Genomic DNA, 24,177 nt, shown 5'->3' on the forward strand with positions numbered 1-24,177 from the left:
TGCCGGTATCATCTGCCTGATCATCGTGTCCTCGTTTCGCTCGCTGATGCCGACCTGTTAGAATAGTCGACCGGGGGCTATATGGAGACTCTCTCCGATTCGGCTTTTAGATACGGAGAGTATCTCCGGTCTTCAAGGGTTCAAGGTCAGTAATGTCGCAATTTTCGGTCGCGTCAGCCCTGCGCAGGGACGCGCAGCATAATCGGGCGCACATTCTCGAGGTGGCGCGACAAGCGTTCGGCAACGATAGTGTTGACGTTTCGATGGATTCTATTGCGAAGCTGGCGGGCGTGGGAGCAGGGACGCTCTACCGCCATTTTCCAAACAAAGACGCCCTGCTGGCTGCGCTGTTAGTTCTTCATTATGAAGGCCTCGACCATCGTCGCGTTGAAATCGAAGCCGGGGAGAGCGATGCAGGCCGCGCACTCGAACTCTGGGTTGAAGCTCTCGGCGACTGGATGCTGGCTTATGAGGGCTTGCCTGAACCGTTACGGGCGGCTTGCCGAGTAGAATCCCCGCTGACGCCGACCTGCCATGCTGTCATCGCGACGACGGAGCGAATCCTGATGGCTGCACAGGACGAAGGGCTTGCACGACGGACGATGACCGGGCGCGACATCTTTTTCGGGGCACTGGCGATCGCTTGGGCGAGCGGCGCAACGGCAGCGGGCGAAGACATCCGCAACGTGCTTCGCGACATTCTGAAGAACGGGTGGATGGAACCGAAAACAGCACCGGGCGGCCGACCTTAGTCTGCCTATCCGACTGCGCAGCCTCTCGAATTTAATCACGACCGCCGCTAGCGGGTGTGCATCAAACAAGTGCTCTCTGACAGGCGGCCGCTGGGCTTGGGAAGGAGCGGCGTGTGAGGGCGGCAATTGGTCGGCCGCCCGCAGCCGCTTGCACAACCGCGATAGCAAAACCTTGGCATGATGAGGAAGAATATTGGACGAGCGGGGGTTTTCTGTACCTCTTGACCAAGCGTGAGCACTCGTCTTGGCGCTATGCTATCATTTCTGATCCCGCTTCCTGAAAACGGGGGATCCCGCAGAGCCTGAGGCAAGTCACCACTTCGTCCAGGATGATATCCAGTGCCTTGGCCACGCCGGGCTCGCCAGCCACGGCGCCGAACAGGGCGGCCCGGCCGATCGCCGCGACGGTGGCGCCGCGTGCCTTGGCCTTGACGATGTCCGTGCCCGTGCGGATACCGGAATCGATGAGGATCGGGATTTGGGCGCCAAGTGCCTGACGGATAGCGGGCAGGGCATCGATGCTCGATACAGCACCGTCGAGCTGGCGGCCTCCATGGTTGGACACCCAGATGCCATCGGCACCAGCCGCCACCAGTCGCGACGCATCGCCCGGGTGCAGGACGCCCTTGACCAGCAGCCGGCCTTTCCACCAGTCGCGGATCTGGCGGAAATCGTCCCAGTCGAAACCTGCATGGAGGCTGCCGCCAACACGCGCGGCGATCGTCAGGCCGGCGCTGTTGTCACCGAGATAGCCGCGGACGTTCTCGAACTGGGGCAGACCGCCGCGCAGCAGGCGCAGCGACCAGCCAGGATGAAGCATGCCTTCCCAGAGATGCCGGGCCGAAGGCCGCAGTGGGATAGATATGCCGTTCCTAAGATCCTTTTCGCGCTTGCCACCGGCTTGCAGATCAACGGTCACCACCAGCGTCGAATAGCCAAATTCTTCCGCTCGCCTCACCAACTGGCGATTGAAGTCGAAATCCTTGAGCACATAAAGCTGGAACCACAGCGGCCCCTGTACGGCTCGCGCCATGCCTTCGATGCTGGCCGTGGCCATGGTGGAGAGCGTGTAGGGGATGCTGCGAGCGGTTGCCGCCCTCGCGATGGCAATGTCGGCTCCGGGCCTGACCAGCGCGCAGGAGCCCATCGGGCTGATCACCAGCGGTGTTGGCAAGGTCTCGGACCAGAGCGTCGTGGAAACGTTCGGATGCGAAACATCGGTAAGCACGCGCGGCAAAATTCTGATCTTTTCGAAATCGCTTCGATTGGCTTTGAGGGTGAGTTCTTGCCCCGCCCCGCCATCGATGAATTCGAAGACGGATTTCGGCAGACGACGACGGGCAAGCGTGCGAAAGTCCTCGACCGAAACCTGGCGATCGAGAGCGCCCATCTCAGGTCTGGACCCTGTGCCGGCCGGCGATGAATATCCGGCGCATGAGCGTCTGGCCGACCTTGCCAGGTCCAACAAGATTTATCCTTGGCTTGGTCATATCAGTCGCGCCCGGCAGCGAGCCGGTCGCAGACCGAACGGGTTATCTCGCTGGTCGACGCCCTGCCTTTCAGATCGGCGCTCAGAAGCCCGTTGGCCAGGCAGTCCTCGGTCACGCGACGGATGCGCGCTGCGGCCTGGTTGAGTCTCTCGTCGCCATGCTTGTGGCCGAGCCAGTCGAGCATCGAGGCTGCCGACAGGATCGTCCCATACGGATTGGCGATACCCTGGCCGGCAATGTCGGGCGCCGAGCCGTGCGCGGCCTGGAAGAAGCCGTTGGCCGCGCCGATCTCGGCTGAAGGCGCCATGCCCATCCCGCCCACCGTCGCGGCGGCGAGGTCGGACAGGATGTCGCCGAACATGTTCTCGCTGACGATGACGTTGAAATGGCCCGGTTTCACCACGAGATGCATCGCCATGGCGTCGACCAGCGCGTGCTCGGTCGCGATATCGGGATAGTCCTTCGCCACTTCGTCGAAGACGGAGCGAAAGAAGGCATAGCTGCGCAGCACGTTGGCCTTGTCGCAGCAGGTCACCCGGCGCACGCCGTCACGGGGCGCGCCGCCCGACTGGCGCGCCAGTTCGAAGGCCTTGCGTGCGATACGCTCGATGCCGGAGCGGGTCTGCACCAGCGTGTCGACCGCCACTTCGCCGCGCAACAGCGCGCCCGATCCCCGCGCGGCGTAAAGCCCTTCGCTGTTCTCGCGCAAGATGATGTAGTCGATATCGCCGGCCTTCACTCCGCTCAACGGGCTCGGCACGCCCTCGAAAAGCCTGACGGGGCGGATATTGGCATAGAGATCGAGTTCGAAGCGCAGCCTCAGCGTGAAATCCAGGCCTGCTTCGGTCCCATCGGCATGGATGACGCCCGGCAAGCCGCCCGCACCATGCAGGATGGCGTCCGCCTCGCGGCAGGCCTGGAAGGTCGGCTCGGGAAAGCTCTGGCCGGTCTTCAGGAAATGCTCGGCTCCGGCCGGGTATTCGCTGAAGTGCAAGGGGCTGCCGGGACCGAGCGCTGCTTTTACCACTTGAACCGCTGCGGCGCAGACTTCCGGGCCGATGCCGTCGCCATGCACCACGGCGATTTCGTAGACAGGCTTCATCGCCAACTCCCAAATGGTCTAACGCTCAGATGCACTTGCCGCCATCGACGTTGAGGTCGACGCCGGTGATCATGCTGGCCTCGTCGGAGCACAGGAATGCCGCGGCATTGCCCATGTCCGCCGGCGTAGACAGCCTGCCGATCGGAATGGTGGCGACGACGCGGGCGCGGTTCTCCTCGCCGGAGCCGATGAAAGTGGACAGAAGTGGCGTGTCGCCGGCAACCGGGTTGATGGCGTTGACGCGGATGCCGAAGGGGGCGAGTTCCACGGCCATGGCCCGGGTGGCGGCAATCGCCCAGCCTTTGGAAGCATTGTACCACGTCAAATTCGGGCGCGGCGAGACGCCGCCGGTGGAGGCGACGTTGAGGATGGCGCCTGATTTGATGGATTTGAAATGCGCAACGACCGCACGGGCGCCATTGTAGATGGATCGCATGTTGACGTTGGCGATCCGGTCGAACATCTCTTCGTCCATTGTCTCGAGCGCCAAGGGCGGCTGGGCCACGCCGGCATTGTTGACCAGTATGTCGAGACCGCCAAAGGCCGAGCGGGCCAGGTCTGCCGCCGCTTCGAAGCTTCCGAGTGTCGAGACGTCGCCAGTGATTGGCCGCACATTTTCGCCGGCTTCGGCAGCAACGCGGGCCGCGGCGGCCTCATCACGGTCCATCAACACGACCAGCGCACCTTCGGTGACGAATTTCCTGACGATGCCTTCGCCAAATCCCGAACCGCCGCCCGTGACGATAGCGACCTTGCCAGCAAGTCTCATATCTGTTCCTCCGTTGCCGGCACCATCGGGGAAGTCGCGTGCATTGCACAGTCCGATTATCTGAACGCCCTTTTAGCTTTCCTTGTTTGAGGTCGACCGGCGTGGGAGTCATAGTCGCCACGGAATTGTGAGGAGGAAGAGATGACGCTGAATTTCGACCCGCGGGCGAAGGCCACGGCGCTCTACCATGGCGAATTCCGGCCGATGTTCGTCGGCGGCAAGTGGGTTCCGGCACAATCCGGCCAGGAGATGCAGGCGCTCAACCCGGCGACTGGCGAAGTGCTGGCCACGGTGCCGCGTGGCTCGGCGGCCGACATCGATGCGGCGGTGGCCGCTGCGCGCACGGCCTTCGAAGGGCCGTGGTCAAAATTCTCGCCCTACGAGCGGCAGTGCGTGCTTCTGCGCATCGCCGATCTCTTCGAGACCCATTGGGAAGAACTCAGCGTTTCCGACACTCTCGACATGGGACTGCCGATCACGCGCACGCTAGCCAACCGGCGGCGCGTCATCGGCATGCTGCGCTTCTATGCGGGCATGGCGACCGCGCTGCATGGCGAATCCATAGACAATTCGATCCCCGGCGAGATCGTCTCGTTCACAAGGCGCGAGCCGGTAGGCGTTGTCGGCGCGATCATCCCCTGGAACGCTCCGACTGCGGCGTCGATCTGGAAGATCGCGCCGGCGCTCGCCACCGGCTGCACCATCGTGCTGAAGCCCTCGGAGGATGCTTCGTTGACGCCGCTGCTGATCGCCAGGCTGATGCAGGAGGCCGGCGTTCCCGACGGCGTCGTCAACGTCGTCACCGGCACCGGGACAGAGGCCGGGGCGCGGCTCGCTGAACATCCCGACGTCAACAAGATCGTCTTCACCGGCTCGACGCTGACCGGCCAGGCCATCGCGCGGGCGGGCGTGACCAACCTCAAGCGCGTTTCCCTGGAGCTCGGCGGCAAATCGCCGATCATCGTCTGCCGCGATGCCGACATCGACAAGGCGGTTCCGGTCGCCGCGATGGCTGTGTTCGTGCATTCGGGCCAGATCTGCATCGCCGGTTCGCGGCTTTTCGTGGCCCGCGAAATCCATGACGAATTCGTGCGCCGGGTCGCCGAGTTTGCCGGCAGGCTTCGCATCGGCCATGGCATCGAGGCGGAAACCGAAATCGGCCCGCTCATCAATGCCAGGCAGGCCGGCAAGGTGGTGGGCTATATCAAGGCCGGCCGCGACGAAGGCGCGGAACTGATGGCGGGCGGCTCGCGACTGACCGGCGGGCCCTACGACGGCGGCAATTTCATCGCGCCGACTGTCTTCGGTGCGGTGTCGGACAAGATGACCATCGCGCGTGAAGAGATCTTTGGTCCGGTGATTTCGGCGATGCCGTTCGACACGCTCGACGAAGCCGTGGCGCGGGCCAATGCGACGCCCTATGGCCTGGCGGCCGGCATTTTCACCAGTCATCTTGGCACCGCCCACAAGCTCGCCCGCCGCATCAAGGCCGGCTCGGTATGGGTCAACATGTACCACGCCATCGACCCGGCGGTGCCGTTCGGCGGCATGAAGATGTCCGGCTACGGCCGCGAGGGAGGCATCGAACATCTGCATGAATATCTGGAGACCAAGTCGATCTGGATCCAGACCGACTGAGGGTGCGCTGATATTCAGGAGAGGCCGGGCTGCCAATGGCGGCGTTCCCAACGCACCATTCTCGGCGCTCGTGCAAGGTGCCTGTCCGAAGGCGCGACGCTCAGTTTGCCAGTTCGCGCAAATTGGTGCGGATGAGGTTCATCAGCTGTTCGGAGAAGGAGTGGTGCACATAGCCCCGCGCGGTGATGATGCCGACCGAGCGGTGGGCGTCGCGATGGTCGATCGGCACCACCCGCATACGCTCGTCATTGCGCGAAATGGCGATGCCGGGCACCACGCAGACGCCAAGTCCCGAACACACCAGCGCCACCGCCGTCTGTGCGCTTTCGACCTCGTATTGCGGCTTGAACTCGATGCCTTCCGCCGCCGTCAGCCGATCGACAAGGCCGCGCACGGCGGTCTTGCGGCTGAGCAGGATGAGCGGATAGCGCAGCAGGTCCGAGAGCAGCAGCTTCTTTTCGCCACCGTATATTTCCGTGGGGATGCAGGCCATCAGCGGATCGTCGAGGATGGACTCGAACTGGAAGTCCGTCAGGTTTGGCAGTTCGGGGCCGATGTAGAACTCGACCTCCTGCTGTTGCAAAAGGCCAAGCGCGGCCTGCGGCGGGCTCTCGATGACCTCGACGATGCTGCGTGGATAGCGCAACTTGAATGTCGCCAGGATATCGCCCAGCCGGCTTGCCGCGAGCGTCGGGGCGCAGGCGATCTGCACTTTGCCCTTGCGCCGAGCGGCGACCTCCGTCAGGCGGTCGAGGCTGGTCTGCACCTGTGACATCACGTTGGCGATCTCCTCGAACAGGATCTGGCCTTCCGGCGTCAGGCTGGCACGCTGTGCGGTGCGGATGAACAGCGAGATGCCGATCTGCTCCTCAAGGTCGCGAATCTGCATCGAGACCGCCGATGGCGAACGGTTGCTCTCCTCGGCAGCACGTCGGAAGCTGCCGTTTTCGGCGGCAAGCAGGAACGTCTGCAGAAGTTTGAGGTTGACGCTGGGCATATCCGCTCGGGCAGGGTGATCTGACCCCTGACCTATTCAGACGCGGAACCGATTGCAAGGCAATAGGGCAGGCCAGACATTGGTCCTGGCTTGGCCGGCAAAAGTGTCTCTCTTGTCGAGCCGCTCAATGAACCGCGGCGAACATGACGCGTTCCTCGGTGGCCTCCGAAAGCATCATCTCCTCGACCACGCGGCCGCGCTTGACCACCAGAATGCGATCCGAAACGGCGAGAATTTCAGGCAGGTAGGACGAGATGACAACGACGGCCATGCCTTGCTCGGCGAGATCGCTGATGAGCTGGTGGATCTCGACGATGGCGCCGACGTCGACCCCGCGTGTCGGCTCGTCGAAGATCACCAGCCTCGGCTTCTGAATCAGCGATTTGGCGATCACGACCTTTTGCTGGTTACCGCCGGAGAGCTCGATCATCCGGGCTCGGTCGCTGGTCTGCCGCAGGCTCAGACGTTCGCCCCATTCGCGGGCAAGTTGCCTGGCTCGCGCCAGCGACACCATGGAGACGGGATTGGCGCCCTCGGTCAGTTCACCCATTTGCAGGTTCTCGCCCGCGGTCATGGTTTCGAAGAAACCGTCGACCTTGCGATCCTCGGTGACATAGACGATGCCGTCGCGCACCGCAGGCCTGGGCACCCGATAGCGCACCGACTTGCCGAGCAGGCGGATCTCGCCGCCGTGGAAGATGTTGCGCTTCAACAGTCCGGCGACGACCTTGGCCATTTCGGTGCGGCCGGCGCCGACAAGGCCGAACATGCCGGTGACCTGGCCTGAAAACACCGAGAAGGAAGAGTTGCGCACCAGGCCGGCGCAGGACAGATTCTCGACCGAAAGCACCTTGTCGCCGTAGGGGCGCGCCGTGCGCTTGACCTCGCCATGCAGCGTTTCGGTGAGCGTGCGGCCGACCATGGCCTGCACGATCGAGGCGCGGGTGAAGCCCTTGGCCTCGCCGGACGCGACGATCTCGCCATCGCGCATGACCGTGATGCGGTTGGCGACGGCAAGCGCCTCTTCCAGCGCATGGGTGATGAAGATGACGGCGATGCCCTCCTTCACCAGCCGCTGCAAAAGTTTGAAGAAGTGGCTCTTCTCTTCAGGCGTCAGCGTCGCGGTCGGCTCGTCGAAGATGATGACGCGAGCCTTGTGGTGGACGGCGCGCGCGATCTCCACCATCTGCTTGTGCGCCGCGCCCAGCGTGCTGACCTGCGCGGACGGGTCGACCTGGAAGCCCATGCCGGCGAGGAACTGCCGCGCCTGAATGTAGAGGCCGCGCAACCGGTTGAACATCTTCTCTTCGCCGAGATAGAGATTCTGCGCTACCGTCATGGCCGGCACCAGGTTGGTTTCCTGGAACACCATGGCGATGCCGGCGCGCAGCGCTTCGGCGGGCGTGGCGAAGGACACATCCTTGCCGTCGAAGGTCATCTTGCCCTCGGTCAGCTTGAAGACACCGGCCATGACCTTGGTCAGCGTCGACTTGCCGGCGCCGTTTTCCCCGAGCAGCGCGTGGATTTCGCCTTTGCGCAGGTCGAAATTGACATTCTTGAAGGCCGGAATGCGCGCGAATGCCTTGGCGGCATCCCTGAGTTCAATGATGTTGGCGTCCGACATCGCTTAGCCTCGCTTGCCGCTGGCGGCGCTCGCCACGCGTACGATCCTCGATCCGCCGCGCGAGGCGACCAGCAGATCATCGCCCAGCTCGCAGGCGCTCAGCGTCCCGTGCACCTTGCCGTCTGCGCGCGAATGGAAACTCGACAGCGGCTTCATGTTCTGGTCGCAAAGAACCACCAGCCCGTAGGACCTTGTCACCGCGTATGGCTTCAGCACGTTCATCTGCTTCAACTGGCTGCCTTGCATGGGCTCGCGATAGTCGCGCCATGAGCCGAGCGACGGCGCCATCCAGTAGGCCTCCGGGACTTCCGCCAGCATGCGGGTGCGGTAGGTCTCCTCGCGCAGGATGAACTCCACCAGTTGGTTGCGCACGGAATAGAAGGTCAGCCAATAGCCGGCGTTGAAGGCCGGGGCGATGCGGGCGGGGTAGGCCGGCAGATGCTCCAGCACGGGCAGCGTCGCCGTGGTGGCAAGGTCGATCGCCAGCACGCGGTGGCGCCAGGCCTCCGAAACGTAGATGCGGTTGGAGCCGGTGGTGGCGATGCCGGCCGGCCAGGCCAAGCCGTCCCTGACAAGCTCCAGCCGGCCGTTTTTTAGATCGAGCCGCCAGACCGAACCGGACACGCTCTTCTGCATCAGGTCGCGACGCCAACCGCTCGCCGGCACTGAGGCCGAACCGTTGGCCACCAGCAAGGTGTTGCTGTCGAGGAAGGTGAGAGCGGTGATGCAGGAGAGGCGCCGAGCCTCCTCACCCGTCGCCTCGCGCCCGTCATGCAGGCCGCCGTGGACGACGACGCCCTTGCCGTCGATGGCCATCGCGGTCATGCCGCGGGCATGGGCGAGTGCGGTGATCTCGCCCGGAAATTCCTGCAAGGTTTCGGCATGGCCGTCGGCGCTAAAGCGCATCAGCCGGTTGGCGCTGCTTGCCAGAATGCCCTTTTCGGTGCGTACGAGATTGTCGGCCTCGGCGAGGCCGGCGAACGGCTCGGCTTCCTCCAGTCCTTGGTTGGGCAGCAACGGCCCGTCGAGCGTCGGCACGGTCACTGCCCACTCGCCACGGCCGAGAAAGCGGTCAAGAAGCTGGCTCAAACCGCTCATGGCTTTCTGCCCCAGTAGGAATCCGAGCTGAACCAGTCGGGATCGACGCCTTTCAAGGGCAAGGTGCCCATGCGGTTGTTGAAGATGCCGCAGAGATAGAGGATGCCCTTGTGCTCGCGCATCGAGGTGATCATCGGATGCTTCTCGCCGGCCTGGTCCCACAGGCTTTCGAGGATCTGGCCGTTCTCGTCGAAGCGCAGCACGCAGCCGGTGTTGAGATTGGGCATCAGCCACGCGTCTTCCGATACGCGCCGCGCCATGCGACGGCGGAAGCTCGGCATTTCAAGCGAGAGATCCAAGGCCGGCGTGCGCATGCCCATCAGGGCCAGCCAGTAGGTACCGTCGGAGGCGCGGTTGATGTTGTCGGGATAGCCGGGCAAGCCCTCGATGACGCGCTCGACTTGGCCCTTCTTCGGGCCATCGAAATAATAGCGGCTGATGCGGCAGGCCCAGCTTTCGGCGAACAGCACCGACTGGCCGTCGAAGGCCGTGCAGATGCCGTTGGGGAAGACGAGGTTCGACAGCAGTGTGCGTGTCGAACCGGATTTGGGATCATGGACGATGATGCGTCCGTTGCCGCGGCTTTCCAGCGCGTCGGCATACCAGTCATGCATTTCGAAGCGCACTGTCGCTTCCGAGAAGACGATACGGCCGTCCGGCAGGATGTCGCAGTCGTCGGCGAGCTTCATGGTCGAGTCGTCGACCACCGAGGTCAGTGAGCGGTTGGTTTCGGCGGTCAGCAGCTTTACGTCGCCGGCCGGCGAGACCTGATAGAGGCCCATGCCGGCGACGCAGATGACGAGGTTGTCGTCGCGGTCGAAAGCCATGCCGAGCGGCGAGCCGCCAATATGTGCGAACACTTCGCTATCGGTGTAATGGGGCGGCTGGAAGCGCAGGATCTCGCCCTGGCGGCTGCCGGTGTAGAGACGGTCCTGCCGGTCGAAGATCACATCCTCCGCGCCATCGAGAACGCCGAGGCCGATGACGCCGACGTCCTTCAACCGGTCATTCACCGCCATTGGCGCGCCGGGCGCGGTCGAGATCGCCTGCGGCATCTTGGCGAAGGTTGGCGAGATGTAGACGCTGCGCAGGATCTTGTGGCGGTTCTTCACCCAGCGAACGTCGAGAAGCACCGACAAAAGCAGCACGATGCCGAGGATCAGGAAATTGACCGGGCCGGGCACGGCCAGCGCAAGCAGACTGTTCGACAGGACAAGCACGAAGACGGTGCCCATCAGCGCCTTGGCGACCGAGCCGCGCCCGCCGCCTAGCGAGATGCCGCCGAGCACGGTCGCGGTCAACACCTGCAGTTCGAGACCGGTGCCGATGTCGGAAGCGGCACTGCCGATGCGGGCCGAGAAGAAGAAGCCGGAGAGCGCCACCAGTACCGAGCACAAGACATAGGCGCTGAACAAGATGAAGCGCACATTGATGCCGGCATTGTAGGCAGAGCGGCGCGCGCCGCCGACCGCGAACAGCCGCCAGCCATAGCGGGCGCGCGACAGCACGAGATGGATGATCAGCGCGATGACGACGAAGACCACAAAGGACGTCGGCACGCCCCAGATCGTACCGAAACCAAGAAAATCATAGGCTGGCGAGTCCGGACCGCTGGTGACGATCCGGGTCGAGACCTGGGGAAAGACGATGTCGAAGGTCGAGCGGTAGATGATGAGCGTCACCAGCGTGGTGAGAAACGCCCGCATGCGCAGGAAGCCAACCAGGAAGCCGTTGATGGCGCCGCAGACGACGCCGAGGCCCAGGCACGCCAGAAGGCCGGTACCAAAGCTCCACTGCTCGACATTCATCCCATAGAGCGTGACCAGCACGGCGAGCGCGAAGGTCGACCCGACAGACAGATCGATGCCGCCTGACACCATGACGATGGTCATGCCGAGCACCACAAGGCCAAGCTCGGCGGTCTGACCGCTGAGATTGGTCAGCGTCGCCAGATCGAAGAAGCCCGGCACGATCGAGCCGAAGATCGCGCACAAAATGACCAGCGCCATGAAGGGGATGACGCTGTCGATCCACTTCTTGGTCAGGATCTCCCCGACCACGTGGTCGGGGAGCAGGCGGTAGCGCCAGCGCACAAGGCTTTCAGCCATGCTCATCAAGGAAGTCCGTTACTTGAGCTCGTCCAGCTTCCAGCAATTCCTGCCGGTCGCATTGGCCTTGTCGACGCGGGTGATCGGGCCGAAGAAGATGGTCTTCTCGCTACCCGCCTGCCGGCCGGGCTGCTGCAGCAGCTCGGAAATCTGTTGTGCTGCGATCTCGGCCTGGATCGGGGCATTAAAGTTGAAGATCACGTCGAGCAGCCCGTTCTTGATGCTCTCGCAGCCCGTGGCGCTGCCCGCGCCATTGGTGACGATCGTCACCTGGTCCTGCTTGCCGGCGGCCACGACGGCGGCACCGGCGCCGACCTCGGCATTATCCCAGATGCCCATGATGCCGCACAGGTCCGGATGCTGCTGGAGGACCGTCTCGGTGATCTGGCGGGCCTTTTCGCTCATGTAATCGGCCGGCTGGTCGGAGACGAGCTGCAGCTCGGGATTGGCCTTCAGCACCTCGTCGATGCCGGTGCGCATGTAGATGTTGGCGGCACCCGTCTGGACGCCGGCGAGCCAGACCACCTTGTGCGAGACGGCATTGGGCCCGGTGCAGTGCTTGGCCAGTTCGCCCATTTCGAGACGGCCCATTTCGATCCAGTCGTTGCCGACATAACTGTCCGTCTGGGTGGCCGACTGCATGTTGACTTGCAGCACCTTGATGCCGGCCGCCTGCGCCTGTTTCAACAGGCGTGCGTAGGTCTGGACGTCGGGGTTCTGCACGATGATCAGGTCCGGCTTCTCGGCGATGGCGCCCTGCATGGCGCGAATGCCGGCATTGGTGTCGCCGGAGGGATCGCGCACTTCGAGGCTGAAGCCGTAGCGTGCCGCGTGACGTTGCCACACCACCACCCATGCCTGGTTGAGGTCCATGCCCTGCGAGATTGGCACGAAGATGACCTTCTTGCCCTTGAGCGCCTCGAGATAGGTGGAGCGGCCGACCTGATCGGTTTCCTGCGCCGTGGCGATTTTCGCCGCGCCCAGCAGCGCGAGCGCTGTCATGCCCGCGAGCAGGCAGTTCTTGAACAACTTCATGGTATCCTCCCAGATTTATGTCTCGGTTCTTGTTCAGATGTCGCCGCTTTGCGAGGTCTGCTCGTCGCGCGGATTGATGATGGCGTCGATCGCCAGCGCGCCCAGCAGGATCACGCTCTTGATCAGGTTCTGGCTGGTGTAGCTGAAGTTCAGGATCGTCATGCCGTTGGTCAGGATGCCGACCAGGATGGTGCCGACGATGACGTTGCGTACGCCGCCCTGGCCACCGGAGAGGCCGATGCCGCCCAGCACGACGACCAGCAGCACGTCGTAGATCAGGCTGGAATTGTAGAGGCGCGTGTCGATGCCGGTGACCAGCCCCAGCATGATGATGCCGGCGATATAGGCAATGAGGGCGCTGATGACATATTGCGTCACGATGATCGGGCGCGTCGGCAGCCCGGTCGTGCGGGCCGCGTTCGGGTTGTCGCCAGTAGCATAGACCAGCCGGCCGAAGCGGGTCTTCCTCAGGAAAAAGCCCATGAGCGCGGCCACCGCCGCGAAGATGATCACCGACATCGGGATGCCGAGGATGGTTCCGTTGCCGACGAATTTCAGCCAGCCGATATCGGAGGGGGCATAGAGCACGTCGGACGCAAAGACGATGCGGCCAGAGCCGTAGACCGAGGACGCGATGGCAAGGGTGGCGAAGATCGGCGGAATTTCGGCCACCGCCACCATGACGCCGGTGAACAGGCCGATGGCCGCGACCAGGATGGCCCCGAAGACGACGGCCAGCGTGAAGTCGACGCCCCAGGTGGAGATCCAAATGCTGAACGCGACGCCGACGACCATCACCGCCACCATGGTCAGGTCGATGCCGCGCCCAACGACGATGAGCCCCATGCCGACGGCCAGCGTGCCGAGGATCGAGACATTCTTGAGAATGGCAAGGATGTTGCCCTGGCTCAGGAAATTGTTGAGCGTCGCCGAGAACACCAGGAAGAGGACGGCCGAGATCGCGCCGACGACGAGTTCCTGGGACATTTTGATGCCCAAGCGCGCGGTGTCGGATTTGCCCGAACCAGCCAAGTCAGTTCCTCCCTCGCTGCCGGTTTGAACCAGCGGCGTGCCAAAGCGGCCTTGCCCCAGGGGCTTTGCCGCGACGACGTTCCTCCACAGCCCTAAGCCGGCTGCTTGCGTGAAGACCATCGCGGCTCAGGGCGGCAGGGGCAATTTCGATTTTCTGATGCGCTGTGCAGTTCGTCAGTGTGGAAAAAGAGGATGAGGAATCGTCGGTTGTGTGCTCTGCCGGATTTCACCTGTCGCAAAGCTCAGCCCGATGCCGGCAGCGTGCCGCGATCCCCGTGACGGTACTTTCCTGAGTGACGGGAGCGTCAAGTAAGGCACAAGCGGGCCCTGCTCTCCCTGGGTTTCCGTCCTAGAGGCCGTTTCCATCGATCATCGCCATCAGGCAATCGCCAGCTTGCGTGCCGCTGATGCCCAGATCACGCACGCTGTTCATGTGGTTTCGGTCATTCAGGCGGAGATCGCTGACAGGGTGCCCCTGCGCGCGCAAGCGCTTTCCGAAGTCGGCGGCCTGCTGGTGAAAAGGTGACGTTTCCTGATCTCCGACGAGAATGGTCGCTGCCGTCTCCGGGTCATGCCACCGCGTCATTGGGGTGAAAGCAGCTGCCTCCTCATCGGTGATGCCGATTAACGGCTGGAGGAAGGAGGTCTGAAGGGGCTTGAGGTCGTAAAGGCCGCCTAGCAGCAGCGCCGCACGTATGCGCGACGGCATGGGCGCCTTTTCGAACAGGAATGTGGCCAGGTGCGCACCCGCCGAATGACCACTTACGCTTAGCCGGGCAGGGTCGCCGCCATGGGCGGCTATATTGTCCAGCACCCATTGTTTGGCACGCCGGATCTGGTCGACGATTGCCGCCATCCTGAATTCGGGCATCAGCGCATAGTCGACGATGACCGCGACCGCCCCAGCTTTGGTGACTGTGTTCGCTACATAAGAATAGTCGCTCCTGGAGAACATGCGCCAGTAGCCACCATGGATGAAGATGTGCACGGGAAGATCCCTGCGCACACCGGGCGGAAAGAACAGGTCCAGCCTTTCGGCCTCGCCCTCGCCATAGGCGATACCCGCCGACATCGGCAGGGTCGCCCGGGTTTCGGCGCTGCGAGTCACTATGTCGGTCACGATATCATCAAAATCGGCCACATGGTCGCGCGTGCGGAAAGGGTCCTTTGACATGACTGCCGGTTCAGAAGGTGACGGCAATATATTTAGCCTCCATGAACTCGGCGATGCCGTGGTGCTGGCCGCCTTCGCGGCCAAGGCCGCTCTGCTTGACGCCTCCGAATGGTGCGGCCGGATCCGACATCAGTCCCCGGTTGAGGCCGATCATGCCGGCCTCGATCCCCGACGCCACCCGCATGCCGCGCCCAACATCGCGTGTGTATATATAAGCGGCCAGGCCATATTCCGTGTTGTTAGCATGGGCGATGGCCTGGGCCTCGGTGTCGAAGCGTGTGATAGGTGCCACCGGGCCGAAAATCTCCTCGTGCGCCATCTCCGCATCCGGCGGCACCTCGGACAGCACTGTTGGCGGATAGAAGAATCCTTCTTCCTCCGAAATCGCCCCGCCGCAAAGCACCTTGGCTCCCCGGCCCACCGCGTCCTTGACCAGGCGATCGATCTTGTCGACAGCCTTTCTGGTGATCATCGGCCCGCACTCGGTGTCGGCATTCGGGCCCGCCCCCACCTTAAGTGCCGCCATGCGCTTGCGGAGCCCGTCGGCAAAAGCATCATAGATTCCCGATTGCACATAGAGGCGATTGGCGGCGGTGCAGGCTTCGCCGGCGTTGCGCATCTTGGCGATCATCGCGCCATCGAGGGCGGCGTCGAGATCGGCATCGTCGAAGACGACAAACGGGGCATTGCCGCCGAGTTCCATAGAACACGAAATGACATGCTTTGAAGCCTCGCCGAGCAAGGTTCGGCCGACACCCGTCGACCCCGTGAAGGACAGCTTCCTGACCCGCGGATCGGCAAGCATGGCCGAAGTCAGCGGCCCGGGACTGGTCGTGGTCAGCACGTTGACGACGCCGGCAGGCACGCCGGCTTCGCTGTAGAGTGCCGCCAGCGCATAGGCCGTCAGTGGTGTTTCGCTGGCCGGCTTTAGGACGACAGTGCAGCCTGCCGCCAGCGCCGGCGCGATCTTGCGGGTCGCCATCGCGGCCGGAAAATTCCACGGTGTGATCAGCACGCAAATTCCGATCGGCTCATAATCGACCACGATCCGGTTGGTGCCGGATGGCGCGGTGCCGAATTCACCGGTGATCCGGACCGCCTCTTCGGCATTCCAGCGGAAGAACTCGGCGGCATAAGCCACTTCGCCGCGCGCGTCGCGCAGCGCCTTGCCGTTCTCCAGCGAGATCAGCATGGCGAGCGTTTCGGAGCGTTCGACCATCAGTTCGAAACAGCGCCTGAGGATTTCCGAGCGTTTGCGCGGCGCAGTTTCCCGCCATCTCCTAGCTGCTTTGGCCGCCGCCTCGACGGCGGCGGTGGCGTCCTCGACCGTCGCATCGGGAACCGCCGCGATCACCGCCGCGGAGGAGGGATCGACGACATCGATGAGCCGACCGTCGGAGGACGACCGCCAAGTGCCGTCGATGTAGAGTCCGTGCGAAAAACCGCGCACGTCATAGCCATCCTGGTCGAGTTGCTGAGCGTTCAAATTCATCGCTTTGTTCCGTTTCTCACATAACGCAGGCGGCGAGGTCGCCGTCATGGGCGGCCTGGACGAGGCGTCGCATCGTGCCGAGATCGAACGCACGCGGATTGTTCTTGATCAGGCGGTCAATGCCGAGCGCTTGCTCTGCGGTCCACTCAAGCTTATCGGCAGGGAGGCCCAGATCCGCCAATGTTGGCGTAATACCGATCGCCGCGAACAATCGCCTGATCTCCTCGATCGTGGCGGCTGCCATCTCGTCGGCGGTTCGCGCCTTGGCCTCCAAGCCAAGTGCCGCGCCGATCTCTGCCATCTCGTGAGCGGCGACGCGGCTGTTATAGGTCATCACGTAAGGCATCATTGTGGCCACGCCCAAACCATGGGCGGTGTGGGTGAGGGCGCCTGCCGGGTATTGCACGGCATGCGCCGCCGCCGTGCCGGCGGTGCCGAACGCGCAGCCCGCCGCCAGAGCGCCCATCATGACATCGGCACGCGCGTCGGCATCCGTGCCGTCGCTGCAGGCTTTCTCCAGACTCCGGCCAAGCAGCTTTATCGCGAGCAACGCGAAATGGTCTGTCAGCGCCGTCTTGCCGATGAAGACATGCTGTTGCGGGAGATTGGGGTCTTCACCGCGCCGCATGGCGGTGAAGGCCTCAATCGCATGGGTCAAAGCGTCGGCGCCGGCGATCGCGGTCAGGCCAGGCGGACAGGTCATTGTCAGCTCGGGATCGCACAGAGCGACCGCGGCGATAAGGTGAGGGCTCGATATGCCGACCTTGAGCGTCCGGTCCGGGTCGGAAATCACCGCGACCGGCGTCACCTCGGAGCCGGTGCCGGCCGTGGTGGGTACGGCGATCAGCGGCAGTGTCTGACCCGGCACCTTGAACTCCCCGTAATAGTCCTGGAGCTTGCCGCCATGGCTGAGCAGCAGGGTGGCGCATTTGGCGAAATCGAGACAGCTGCCGCCGCCGATGCCGATCACCATATCCGGCCCGAACCCCTTCGCTTCCTCGACGCAGACGCCGACCGTATCGCGTGGCACGTCGGGCAGAACACGATCATGCACCAGGACCTCGATCGAGGCTGACTGAAGGGACTTGATGATGTCGGCGAATACCGTTGTGCCCGCGAAACGCTCGTCGGTGCAGACCAGCGCGCGTCGGCCGAACCGGGCGGCGACCGTCGGCAGCACATGGCGTTGCCCCTTCCCGAACAGGATTTCACGCGGCAACCGCAGGGCGGCGAAGAGGGTCATGATTGGTCCTTTGACGGCTGCTGACTGGAAACGGAGGCATTGAACTCGGTCTGGATCGGACGGTTTAAGAGTGTGTCTCTCGCACTTAAAAGATATCCGCTTTAAAATCGTATAGGATATAGGATTGCATCCGCGGAACCATCGTGTTAGCAGTCCTCACTGTCAAGAGGCAAAATATGCAGACCGCAAACTTACCCGACCCAAGCGACGCCAGCATTGGAGCTGGTCGCATCCAGCGCGCCAACAGTCTCGTCGAAGATGTCTATGAAGCCATCTTCGCGCAGTTGATGGCGCTGAAGATTCCCCCCGGCTCGCGCATCACAGTCGACAGCTTGGTCAAGGAATTCAACGTCTCGCACACGCCGATCCGGGAAGCCCTCGGACGGCTCGAAGGCGAAGGCCTGGTGCTCAAGACGCATCTGATCGGTTATCGTGCCGCGCCCCAGATCACCCGGCGCCGTTTCGACGAATTATACGAGATGCGTCTGCTGCTCGAGCCGCATGGCGCCGCAAAGGCCGCCGCAACGATGGACGACGCCAAGCTCGATCTGTTGCTCGAAGCTGCCGGCGTGATGTCACGCCGCGAAGGCAAGGATGATCGCGTGCGCTATTCGAATTTCGCCAGGCAGGATGCGATCTTCCACGACAAGATCATGGAGTTTTCTCAAAACGAACTCATCCGCGAGACGTTGAGCCACCAGCACACGCACTTCCACATCTTCCGCCTGATGTTCCATGCACGCGTGACCGAGGAGGCGCTTGACGAACACGAGGCGATCCTTGCCGCGTTCGGCTCGGCCGATCCCGATGCCGCCGAAAAGGCGATGCGCATCCATATAGAGCACTCGCGCGATCGCCTGCTCCCGGCATTCGATTGAGGTCGGAACGGATGTCCATTGCCGCGAATATCGCCGGGGAGGGCGGGAGCACGTTGTCCAGCGATGCGCCTGGTTCGCTTGAACCGGTGCTGCGCGCCCAGGAATTGTCCAAGCAATACGGCCCAGTGACGGTGTTGTCGGACGTCACCCTGGACGTCCTGCCGGGAGAGATCCACGCCATCATTGGCGAGAACGGTGCCGGCAAGTCGACGTTGATGCGGCTGCTGTCCGGCTATGTCGAGCCAAGCCACGGCACGTTGTCGATGAACGGACACGCGGTGAAATTTGCCAAGCCTGCCCAAGCACAGGATGCCGGTATCGCTTTGGTTCATCAGGAGATACTGCTCGCCGAGGGGCTCACGGTCACCGACAATCTGTTTCTCGGGCGAGAGCTTTCGCGTGGCCATGTCGTGGATGACCGCACCATGCGCCGGCTGGCAACCGAGAAACTGGCGCAGATCGGCTGCGCGGTCTCGCCAAGGGCACTGGTGCGCGACGTTTCGCTGGCAGACCGGCAGATGGTGCAGATCGCTCGCGCCCTGCTTGACGACCACAAGGTGGTTATCTTCGACGAGCCGACCGCCGTTCTGACCGGTGGCGAGGTCGAGCGCCTGCTGGAGATCGTCCTGCAACTGAAGGCTCACGGCACCGCCGTGCTCTATATCAGCCACCGGTTGGATGAGGTGCAGCGGGTCGCAGACAAAGTGACCGTTCTGCGCGACGGCAAGATGGTCGGCACCTATCCCGGCAAGACGCTGAGCCAGATGGACATGGCGCGGCTGATGGTCGGGCGCGAACTGGCAGCGCTCTATCCTGAGAGAACCGCAGCGCCTTCGGATGTACCGATGCTGAGCGTGAGGAACGCCTCCGTTCCCGGCTATGTGGAGGACGTGTCGTTCACGGTCCACAAGGGCGAGATCCTGGGGTTCGCCGGTATGGTCGGCGCAGGCCGAACCGAACTCTTCGAGGGCATTATCGGCTTGCGCCCGGCAGTTGCCAAGATCGAACTTGAGGGCAAGTCGGTCCATTTCCAATCGCCGCGCGCGGCGATCGACGCCGGCGTCGGTTACCTGACCGAGGATCGCAAGGGCAAGGGACTGCTGCTGCAAGAGCACCTGGCGCCTAACCTGACGCTGTCGGCGCTCGATGTGTTTCATCCCGGCCTCTCGATGGGTCGGCGCCGCGAAGCGCAAGCCCTGGAACAGGCCGTGGAGACATATGACATCAGGCTGAAGAGCCTCGGCGCCAAAGCGGCCCAGCTTTCCGGGGGCAATCAGCAGAAGCTGCTGCTGGCGAAGGTGCTGCTGACCGATCCTTCGGTGGTCATTATCGACGAGCCCACGCGTGGCATCGACATCGCCAACAAGGCGCAGATCTATGCCTTCATCCAGGAGCTTGTGGCCAAGGGCAAGGCCTGCATCGTCATCTCTTCGGAGATGCAGGAATTGATCGGCATCTGCGACCGCATCCTGGTGATGCGCGAAGGCCGCATCACCGGCGAGGTCAGTGGCGCCGAAATGACCGAAAGCAATGTGGCGGTACTGGCGACCAGTGGCCCCAAGCAAGGGCCAAAAGCCAAGGGAGGCACAAAATGGCTGTCATGAGCGAATCCGCACCCAGGCGTCGCCCCCTCGATCTCAACATCAGTTGGACCGATATCGGGCCTTTTCTTGCGCTGGCAGCTCTGCTGGTGGTCGGTTACCTCATCAACCCCGATTTCCTGTCCGCCACCAACCTCGCCAACGTCATCACCCGCAGCGCCTTCATTGCTATTATCGCGGTCGGCGCGACATTTGTGATCTCGTCGGGGGGGCTCGATCTTTCCGTCGGCTCGATGGCCGCCTTCATCACCGGCATCACCATCATGTTCATGAACGCGGTGGCGCCGCATGCCGGCATCTGGGCTATTCCCGCCGGTATGGCGGTTGCGATCCTGGTCGGCCTGGTGTGCGGGCTTGCCAACGGGCTCATCGTCACGGTCGGCAGGATCGAACCGTTTATCGCCACGCTGGGCACGATGGGGATTTTCCGGGCGCTGATAACCTATCTGACCGATGGCGGCACGATACCGATCGACAGGTCGTTGCGCGAGGCGTACCGGCCTGTCTATTTCGGCACGGTCGGCGGGATCCCGGTTCCAATCCTCATATCCATCGCAGTCGCCGCGGTCGCATCCTTCATCCTTTACAAGATGAAATATGGGCGCAAATGTGCGGCGGTCGGCGCCAATGAGGATGTCGCCCGTTATTCCGGCATCTCGGTGATCAGGACACGGACCGTGGCCTATATCGTCCAGGGTGTCTGTGTGGCGATTGCCGCGATCTGCTACGTGCCGCGCCTGGGCGCCGCAACGCCGACGACCGGACAGCTTTGGGAACTGCAGGTCATCACCGCCGTGGTGATTGGCGGCACCGCATTGCGCGGCGGCAAGGGCCATGTGTGGGGGACAGTCGCCGGCGCCGTCATCCTGGAACTCATCGCCAACCTCATGGTGCTGTCAGACTTCGTCTCCGAATACCTCGTTGCCGCTGTTCAGGGCGTCATCATCATCATCGCCATGCTCATCCAGCGGTTTTCGAATTCGAAATAGCGCCGCGTCCGGACCACGCGGATTAACGTTCTTGTAGGTCCAAGGGAGAAGACAATGTTCAGTAGAAAATGGATTGCGGCAGCGACACTTGGCGCGCTGCTGCTGGCCGGCCAGGCCATGGCGCAAGACAAGAAGGTCATCGCGGTGTCGATACCGGCCGCTGACCACGGTTGGACAGCGGGCATCGTCTACCACGCACAAGCGGCGGCCAAGGAAATCAACGCCGCGTTCCCGAACGTCGAAGTGGTCGTGAAGACGTCGCCGTCCGCGGCGGAGCAGGTCAGCGCGCTTGAGGACCTGTCGGCCAGCCGCAAGCTGGATGCTCTGGTGATCCTGCCTTACAGCTCGGAAGAGCTGACCCAGCCGGTCAAGGCTATCAAGGACATGGGCACGTTCATCACCGTCGTCGATCGCGGTCTGACTGACGCCTCCGTCCAGGATCTCTACCTCGCCGGCGACAATATCGCGGTTGGCACCAACACCGCCAAGTTCATGATCGACAAGCTTGGCGGCAAGGGCGACGTCGTTGTGTTGCGCGGCATTCCGACCGTCATCGACGACGAGCGCATCAAGGGCTTCCAGGACACGATCAAAGGCACTGATCTGAAAGTCCTCGACATCCAGTACGCGCATTGGAACAGCGACGAAGCCTTCAAGCTGATGCAGGACTATCTGGCCAAGTACCCGCATATCGATGCGGTGTGGGCCAATGACGACGACATGCTGCTTGGCGTGCTCGAGGCGGTCAAGCAGTCGGGGCGGACCGACATCAAGCTTGCGCTCGGTGGCAACGGCATGAAGGACATCGTCAAGAAAGTGATCGACGGCGACGCCATGACGCCGGTCGAGACGCCATACCCGCCGTCGATGATCAAGACCGCGATCTACATGACAGTCGCCAACCTGATCGGCCAGGCACCCGTCCGTGGCACCGTCAAGCTCGACGCGCCGTTGATCACCCAGGCCAACGCCAAGGAATATTACTTTCCGGATTCGCCATTCTGACCCTATCCGATTTCACAGAAAGGCAGGCGCAGTCTGCGCCTTGCCTAGCTCAAAACACTGAGAGGAAGAACCATGCCAGGCAAAAAGATACTGATGCTGACCGGTGAGTTCACCGAAGAATACGAAATCTTTGTCTATCAGCAAGCGATGGAAGCCGTCGGTCACACCATCCACGTGGTATGCCCGGACAAGAACGCCGGAGATCTGATCAAGACCTCGCTGCACGACTTCGAGGGCGACCAGACCTACACCGAAAAGCTCGGCCATTATGCGCTGATCAACAAGACTTTCTCGGAAGCCGAGAGGCAGCTCGATCAGTATCATGCCGTCTACTGCGCGGGCGGCCGCGGCCCGGAATACATCCGCACCGACAAGCGCGTGCAGGCGATCGTGCGCCATTTCCACGAGGCCAAGAAGCCAATCTTCACCATCTGCCACGGCGTGCAGATCCTGATCGCTGTCGACGGCGTGGTGCGCGGCAAAAAGGTCGCGGCACTCGGCGCCTGCGAGCCGGAGGTGACACTGGCGGGTGGCACCTATATCGACCTGTCGCCGACCGAGGCCTATGTGGACGGGACAATGGTTTCGGCCAAAGGTTGGACGGCGCTTGCTGCGTTCATCCGCGAATGTCTGAAGGTGCTGGGAACGGAAATCCGCCACGCATAAACTTCTGGAACCGACGCATTCGCCAAGGGATGCGTCGGTTCCCTTCAACAGCGCTTCCATATCCATCAACTCGGTCGGGATCGCGGCTCCCGAGCTACGATATAGGCGAGACACTTAAGTATTGCCGCCTGTTGCGCCGCTTTTCATCCTGCCTGTTCCACTGGTGCTGTTCGACAGGGTCGGCGCGCGGCGTTGTTTCAGCATCCGGATAGGCCGTGTCGTCGACCGTGCGGCCCCGTCGTCCCCCCGAGGCCACCTCGCTCCGGGCTTGCTCATTCGGATTGCAAGCTGCTGACATCAGTCAACGCCTGCAACGGCGCTACGCCACCGGAAATCGGGGTGCGCTTGAGTTCAGGCCCGCGTCAGTAAATCTGGCATCGCGGACAATCCAATAATCTCCCGGCGTCCGGGGTTGGTCATCGGCCTGACGAAAAGAACGGCGTCCAGGAACGATTTCGGCCGGCTGTCGTTGCCTGACATTAGGTATCCCTTATGGACTTTGCGAAATGCCGCTGTGTCAGAATCTATGCCCTCTTGAAATGACGTTCAAATGTCCGCGCTGCGGATTGGCTTTGCTGAAACCCGGGCGCTGGTTCCAGGTTGCGTCCAAATATCGCTGCGAGGGCTGTCACAGCGAAATCCGGATTACGTATCCCGACAAGATTGCACTTTTCCAGAAGTATGCGGATTCGCAGGGCGAGGTCCATCTCCCCCAAAGCATAGCTCAGTCCTGACCAGTCGTTCAGCGGCTAGGCCACGGTCCTGCCAGGAGGGCAGGCGATCTGAAGGCTGACTTCCGGCGGTAGAGTTGCCTGTAGCATGGAACGAAATCCGTTCCCTGCGGTTGGAGTTGTCCAGCTACACGCGATTGAACCGGCCTTGCCCCACAGTCAGGAGCAGTGATGCAAACATACCTGGTGGAACAAATGGAGGGGGATGACGTGGTCGCGGCGAGTAACGTCAATGCGTCCAGCCCGTTCACGGCGGCGACTATGTCAACGGGACGCCAGGTTACCCTGCGGACTTGGGAAAAAAATTGGGTTCGTGTAACGGATGAGCTTGGAGGGGAAGTGTTCGCATACTGCTTCGTTTCAAGCACTGGCAAAGCGGATAGCAGCGCGCAGCCCGACACCTCTGTAAGGTAAGGTAGTCCCGCAGCCCGGGCGGGCGCAGGCTGGCCTCTTCATCTTCGAATAATTCAAGCGATTAAGACCGTCTCACGCATCATCCGAATGATTGATGAAAAGATCATGCCGCGGAGCGATAAGCGGCAACAATCCTAGCGTGGGGCCCTTATGTCTCTGGCGCATTTAGAATCTTCGAGGGCGATTCAAACGGTGCAGGCTGACTACCAAGCGGTGGTCCCTTGCCGATGGTTAAAAGCTCCCGATCATGCTCTTGACCATGGCGGGCCTGTTCTACGTCTGCATCAACGGATGGGAACTGGCTTCGCCGACGTTCCTGTCTTTGATCACCTGAGGGAG

The 24,177-nt window shown here is 62.5% G+C and carries 20 protein-coding genes; 7 read left to right on the top strand and 13 right to left on the bottom strand.

Annotation, left to right across the window (positions count from 1 at the left end; genetic code table 11):
• Window positions 1-152 precede the first annotated feature (152 nt).
• Entirely contained in the window at window positions 153-752 is a 600-nt protein-coding gene (locus EN990_RS00945) for a TetR/AcrR family transcriptional regulator (protein WP_127368604.1), read from the top strand.
• A gap of 250 nt (window positions 753-1,002) precedes the next feature.
• Here the strand turns inward: EN990_RS00945 and EN990_RS00950 are convergent, their stop codons facing one another.
• The 3 genes from EN990_RS00950 to EN990_RS00960 form a co-directional block, all read right to left on the bottom strand.
• On the bottom strand, window positions 1,003-2,142 hold the full coding sequence (locus EN990_RS00950) for an alpha-hydroxy acid oxidase (protein WP_063167473.1): 1,140 nt from the start codon (window positions 2,140-2,142) through the stop codon (window positions 1,003-1,005).
• A gap of 101 nt (window positions 2,143-2,243) precedes the next feature.
• Complete coding sequence (locus tag EN990_RS00955) at window positions 2,244-3,344, bottom strand: isocitrate/isopropylmalate dehydrogenase family protein (RefSeq protein WP_127368603.1); 1,101 nt, start codon at window positions 3,342-3,344, stop codon at window positions 2,244-2,246.
• Window positions 3,345-3,369: 25 nt separating this feature from the next.
• Window positions 3,370-4,113 (bottom strand): glucose 1-dehydrogenase, encoded by a 744-nt coding sequence (locus tag EN990_RS00960; protein ID WP_013533144.1) that lies wholly within the window; start codon window positions 4,111-4,113, stop codon window positions 3,370-3,372.
• 141 nt (window positions 4,114-4,254) lie between these two features.
• Between EN990_RS00960 and EN990_RS00965 the strand changes: the two genes are divergently transcribed.
• Window positions 4,255-5,751 (top strand): aldehyde dehydrogenase family protein, encoded by a 1,497-nt coding sequence (locus EN990_RS00965; RefSeq protein ID WP_127384525.1) that lies wholly within the window; start codon window positions 4,255-4,257, stop codon window positions 5,749-5,751.
• 100 nt (window positions 5,752-5,851) lie between these two features.
• Here the strand turns inward: EN990_RS00965 and EN990_RS00970 are convergent, their stop codons facing one another.
• The 9 genes from EN990_RS00970 to EN990_RS01010 all read right to left on the bottom strand — a co-directional run bounded on the left by EN990_RS00970 (window position 5,852) and on the right by EN990_RS01010 (window position 17,554).
• On the bottom strand, window positions 5,852-6,748 hold the full coding sequence (locus tag EN990_RS00970) for a LysR family transcriptional regulator (RefSeq protein ID WP_013533142.1): 897 nt from the start codon (window positions 6,746-6,748) through the stop codon (window positions 5,852-5,854).
• A 124-nt stretch (window positions 6,749-6,872) separates the two neighbouring features.
• Window positions 6,873-8,372, bottom strand: coding sequence for a sugar ABC transporter ATP-binding protein (locus tag EN990_RS00975; RefSeq protein ID WP_024502414.1), 1,500 nt, complete (start codon window positions 8,370-8,372; stop codon window positions 6,873-6,875).
• Between the two features lie 3 nt (window positions 8,373-8,375).
• On the bottom strand, window positions 8,376-9,470 hold the full coding sequence (locus tag EN990_RS00980) for an NHL repeat containing protein (protein ID WP_013533140.1): 1,095 nt from the start codon (window positions 9,468-9,470) through the stop codon (window positions 8,376-8,378).
• The gene (locus EN990_RS00985; RefSeq protein ID WP_127368626.1) at window positions 9,467-11,584 is read right to left on the bottom strand and encodes an SMP-30/gluconolactonase/LRE family protein; all 2,118 of its coding nucleotides are present in this window, start codon (window positions 11,582-11,584) and stop codon (window positions 9,467-9,469) included. The genes EN990_RS00980 and EN990_RS00985 overlap by 4 nt, the downstream gene beginning before the upstream one ends.
• 12 nt (window positions 11,585-11,596) lie before the next feature.
• Complete coding sequence (locus EN990_RS00990; protein ID WP_064994996.1) at window positions 11,597-12,613, bottom strand: sugar ABC transporter substrate-binding protein; 1,017 nt, start codon at window positions 12,611-12,613, stop codon at window positions 11,597-11,599.
• Between the two features lie 33 nt (window positions 12,614-12,646).
• Window positions 12,647-13,645 (bottom strand): ABC transporter permease, encoded by a 999-nt coding sequence (locus tag EN990_RS00995; RefSeq protein ID WP_013533137.1) that lies wholly within the window; start codon window positions 13,643-13,645, stop codon window positions 12,647-12,649.
• Window positions 13,646-13,994: 349 nt separating this feature from the next.
• Complete coding sequence (locus EN990_RS01000) at window positions 13,995-14,819, bottom strand: alpha/beta hydrolase (RefSeq protein ID WP_164753424.1); 825 nt, start codon at window positions 14,817-14,819, stop codon at window positions 13,995-13,997.
• A 10-nt stretch (window positions 14,820-14,829) separates the two neighbouring features.
• A complete protein-coding gene (locus EN990_RS01005) occupies window positions 14,830-16,311 on the bottom strand; it encodes an NAD-dependent succinate-semialdehyde dehydrogenase (RefSeq protein ID WP_127367922.1) in 1,482 nt (493 codons plus the stop codon).
• Between the two features lie 16 nt (window positions 16,312-16,327).
• Window positions 16,328-17,554, bottom strand: coding sequence for an iron-containing alcohol dehydrogenase (locus EN990_RS01010; protein WP_127367923.1), 1,227 nt, complete (start codon window positions 17,552-17,554; stop codon window positions 16,328-16,330).
• A 176-nt stretch (window positions 17,555-17,730) separates the two neighbouring features.
• Between EN990_RS01010 and EN990_RS01015 the strand changes: the two genes are divergently transcribed.
• From EN990_RS01015 to EN990_RS01035, 5 genes are all read left to right on the top strand, one after another.
• Entirely contained in the window at window positions 17,731-18,432 is a 702-nt protein-coding gene (locus tag EN990_RS01015) for a GntR family transcriptional regulator (protein WP_013533133.1), read from the top strand.
• An 11-nt stretch (window positions 18,433-18,443) separates the two neighbouring features.
• A complete protein-coding gene (locus EN990_RS01020) occupies window positions 18,444-20,036 on the top strand; it encodes a sugar ABC transporter ATP-binding protein (protein WP_127367924.1) in 1,593 nt (530 codons plus the stop codon).
• Window positions 20,024-21,022 carry an ABC transporter permease gene (locus EN990_RS01025; RefSeq protein ID WP_127367925.1) on the top strand — a complete coding sequence of 333 codons (999 nt, stop codon included), beginning with the start codon at window positions 20,024-20,026 and terminating at the stop codon, window positions 21,020-21,022. The genes EN990_RS01020 and EN990_RS01025 overlap by 13 nt, the downstream gene beginning before the upstream one ends.
• 54 nt (window positions 21,023-21,076) lie before the next feature.
• Window positions 21,077-22,027, top strand: a complete 951-nt coding sequence (locus tag EN990_RS01030; protein ID WP_013533130.1) for a substrate-binding domain-containing protein — start codon at window positions 21,077-21,079, stop codon at window positions 22,025-22,027.
• Between the two features lie 72 nt (window positions 22,028-22,099).
• The gene (locus tag EN990_RS01035; protein WP_013533129.1) at window positions 22,100-22,693 is read left to right on the top strand and encodes a DJ-1/PfpI family protein; all 594 of its coding nucleotides are present in this window, start codon (window positions 22,100-22,102) and stop codon (window positions 22,691-22,693) included.
• Window positions 22,694-23,986: 1,293 nt separating this feature from the next.
• On the opposite strand, the gene EN990_RS35710 is transcribed toward EN990_RS01035, so the two are convergent.
• A partial coding sequence (locus EN990_RS35710; protein ID WP_206526333.1) for a hypothetical protein occupies window positions 23,987-24,177 on the bottom strand: 191 nt, incomplete at its 5' end.

Source organism: Mesorhizobium sp. M7A.F.Ca.US.005.03.1.1 (assembly GCF_003997975.1).
Lineage (GTDB): Bacteria > Pseudomonadota > Alphaproteobacteria > Rhizobiales > Rhizobiaceae > Mesorhizobium > Mesorhizobium ciceri.

Coding starts and splice junctions, on each gene's coding strand:
- EN990_RS00945 (WP_127368604.1), top strand. CDS start 153: ATGTCGCAATTTTCGGTCGCGTCAGCCCTGCGCAGGGACGCGCAGCAT.
- EN990_RS00950 (WP_063167473.1), bottom strand. CDS start 2,142: ATGGGCGCTCTCGATCGCCAGGTTTCGGTCGAGGACTTTCGCACGCTT.
- EN990_RS00955 (WP_127368603.1), bottom strand. CDS start 3,344: ATGAAGCCTGTCTACGAAATCGCCGTGGTGCATGGCGACGGCATCGGC.
- EN990_RS00960 (WP_013533144.1), bottom strand. CDS start 4,113: ATGAGACTTGCTGGCAAGGTCGCTATCGTCACGGGCGGCGGTTCGGGA.
- EN990_RS00965 (WP_127384525.1), top strand. CDS start 4,255: ATGACGCTGAATTTCGACCCGCGGGCGAAGGCCACGGCGCTCTACCAT.
- EN990_RS00970 (WP_013533142.1), bottom strand. CDS start 6,748: ATGCCCAGCGTCAACCTCAAACTTCTGCAGACGTTCCTGCTTGCCGCC.
- EN990_RS00975 (WP_024502414.1), bottom strand. CDS start 8,372: ATGTCGGACGCCAACATCATTGAACTCAGGGATGCCGCCAAGGCATTC.
- EN990_RS00980 (WP_013533140.1), bottom strand. CDS start 9,470: ATGAGCGGTTTGAGCCAGCTTCTTGACCGCTTTCTCGGCCGTGGCGAG.
- EN990_RS00985 (WP_127368626.1), bottom strand. CDS start 11,584: ATGAGCATGGCTGAAAGCCTTGTGCGCTGGCGCTACCGCCTGCTCCCC.
- EN990_RS00990 (WP_064994996.1), bottom strand. CDS start 12,613: ATGAAGTTGTTCAAGAACTGCCTGCTCGCGGGCATGACAGCGCTCGCG.
- EN990_RS01000 (WP_164753424.1), bottom strand. CDS start 14,819: ATGTCAAAGGACCCTTTCCGCACGCGCGACCATGTGGCCGATTTTGAT.
- EN990_RS01005 (WP_127367922.1), bottom strand. CDS start 16,311: ATGAATTTGAACGCTCAGCAACTCGACCAGGATGGCTATGACGTGCGC.
- EN990_RS01010 (WP_127367923.1), bottom strand. CDS start 17,554: ATGACCCTCTTCGCCGCCCTGCGGTTGCCGCGTGAAATCCTGTTCGGG.
- EN990_RS01015 (WP_013533133.1), top strand. CDS start 17,731: ATGCAGACCGCAAACTTACCCGACCCAAGCGACGCCAGCATTGGAGCT.
- EN990_RS01020 (WP_127367924.1), top strand. CDS start 18,444: ATGTCCATTGCCGCGAATATCGCCGGGGAGGGCGGGAGCACGTTGTCC.
- EN990_RS01025 (WP_127367925.1), top strand. CDS start 20,024: ATGGCTGTCATGAGCGAATCCGCACCCAGGCGTCGCCCCCTCGATCTC.
- EN990_RS01030 (WP_013533130.1), top strand. CDS start 21,077: ATGTTCAGTAGAAAATGGATTGCGGCAGCGACACTTGGCGCGCTGCTG.
- EN990_RS01035 (WP_013533129.1), top strand. CDS start 22,100: ATGCCAGGCAAAAAGATACTGATGCTGACCGGTGAGTTCACCGAAGAA.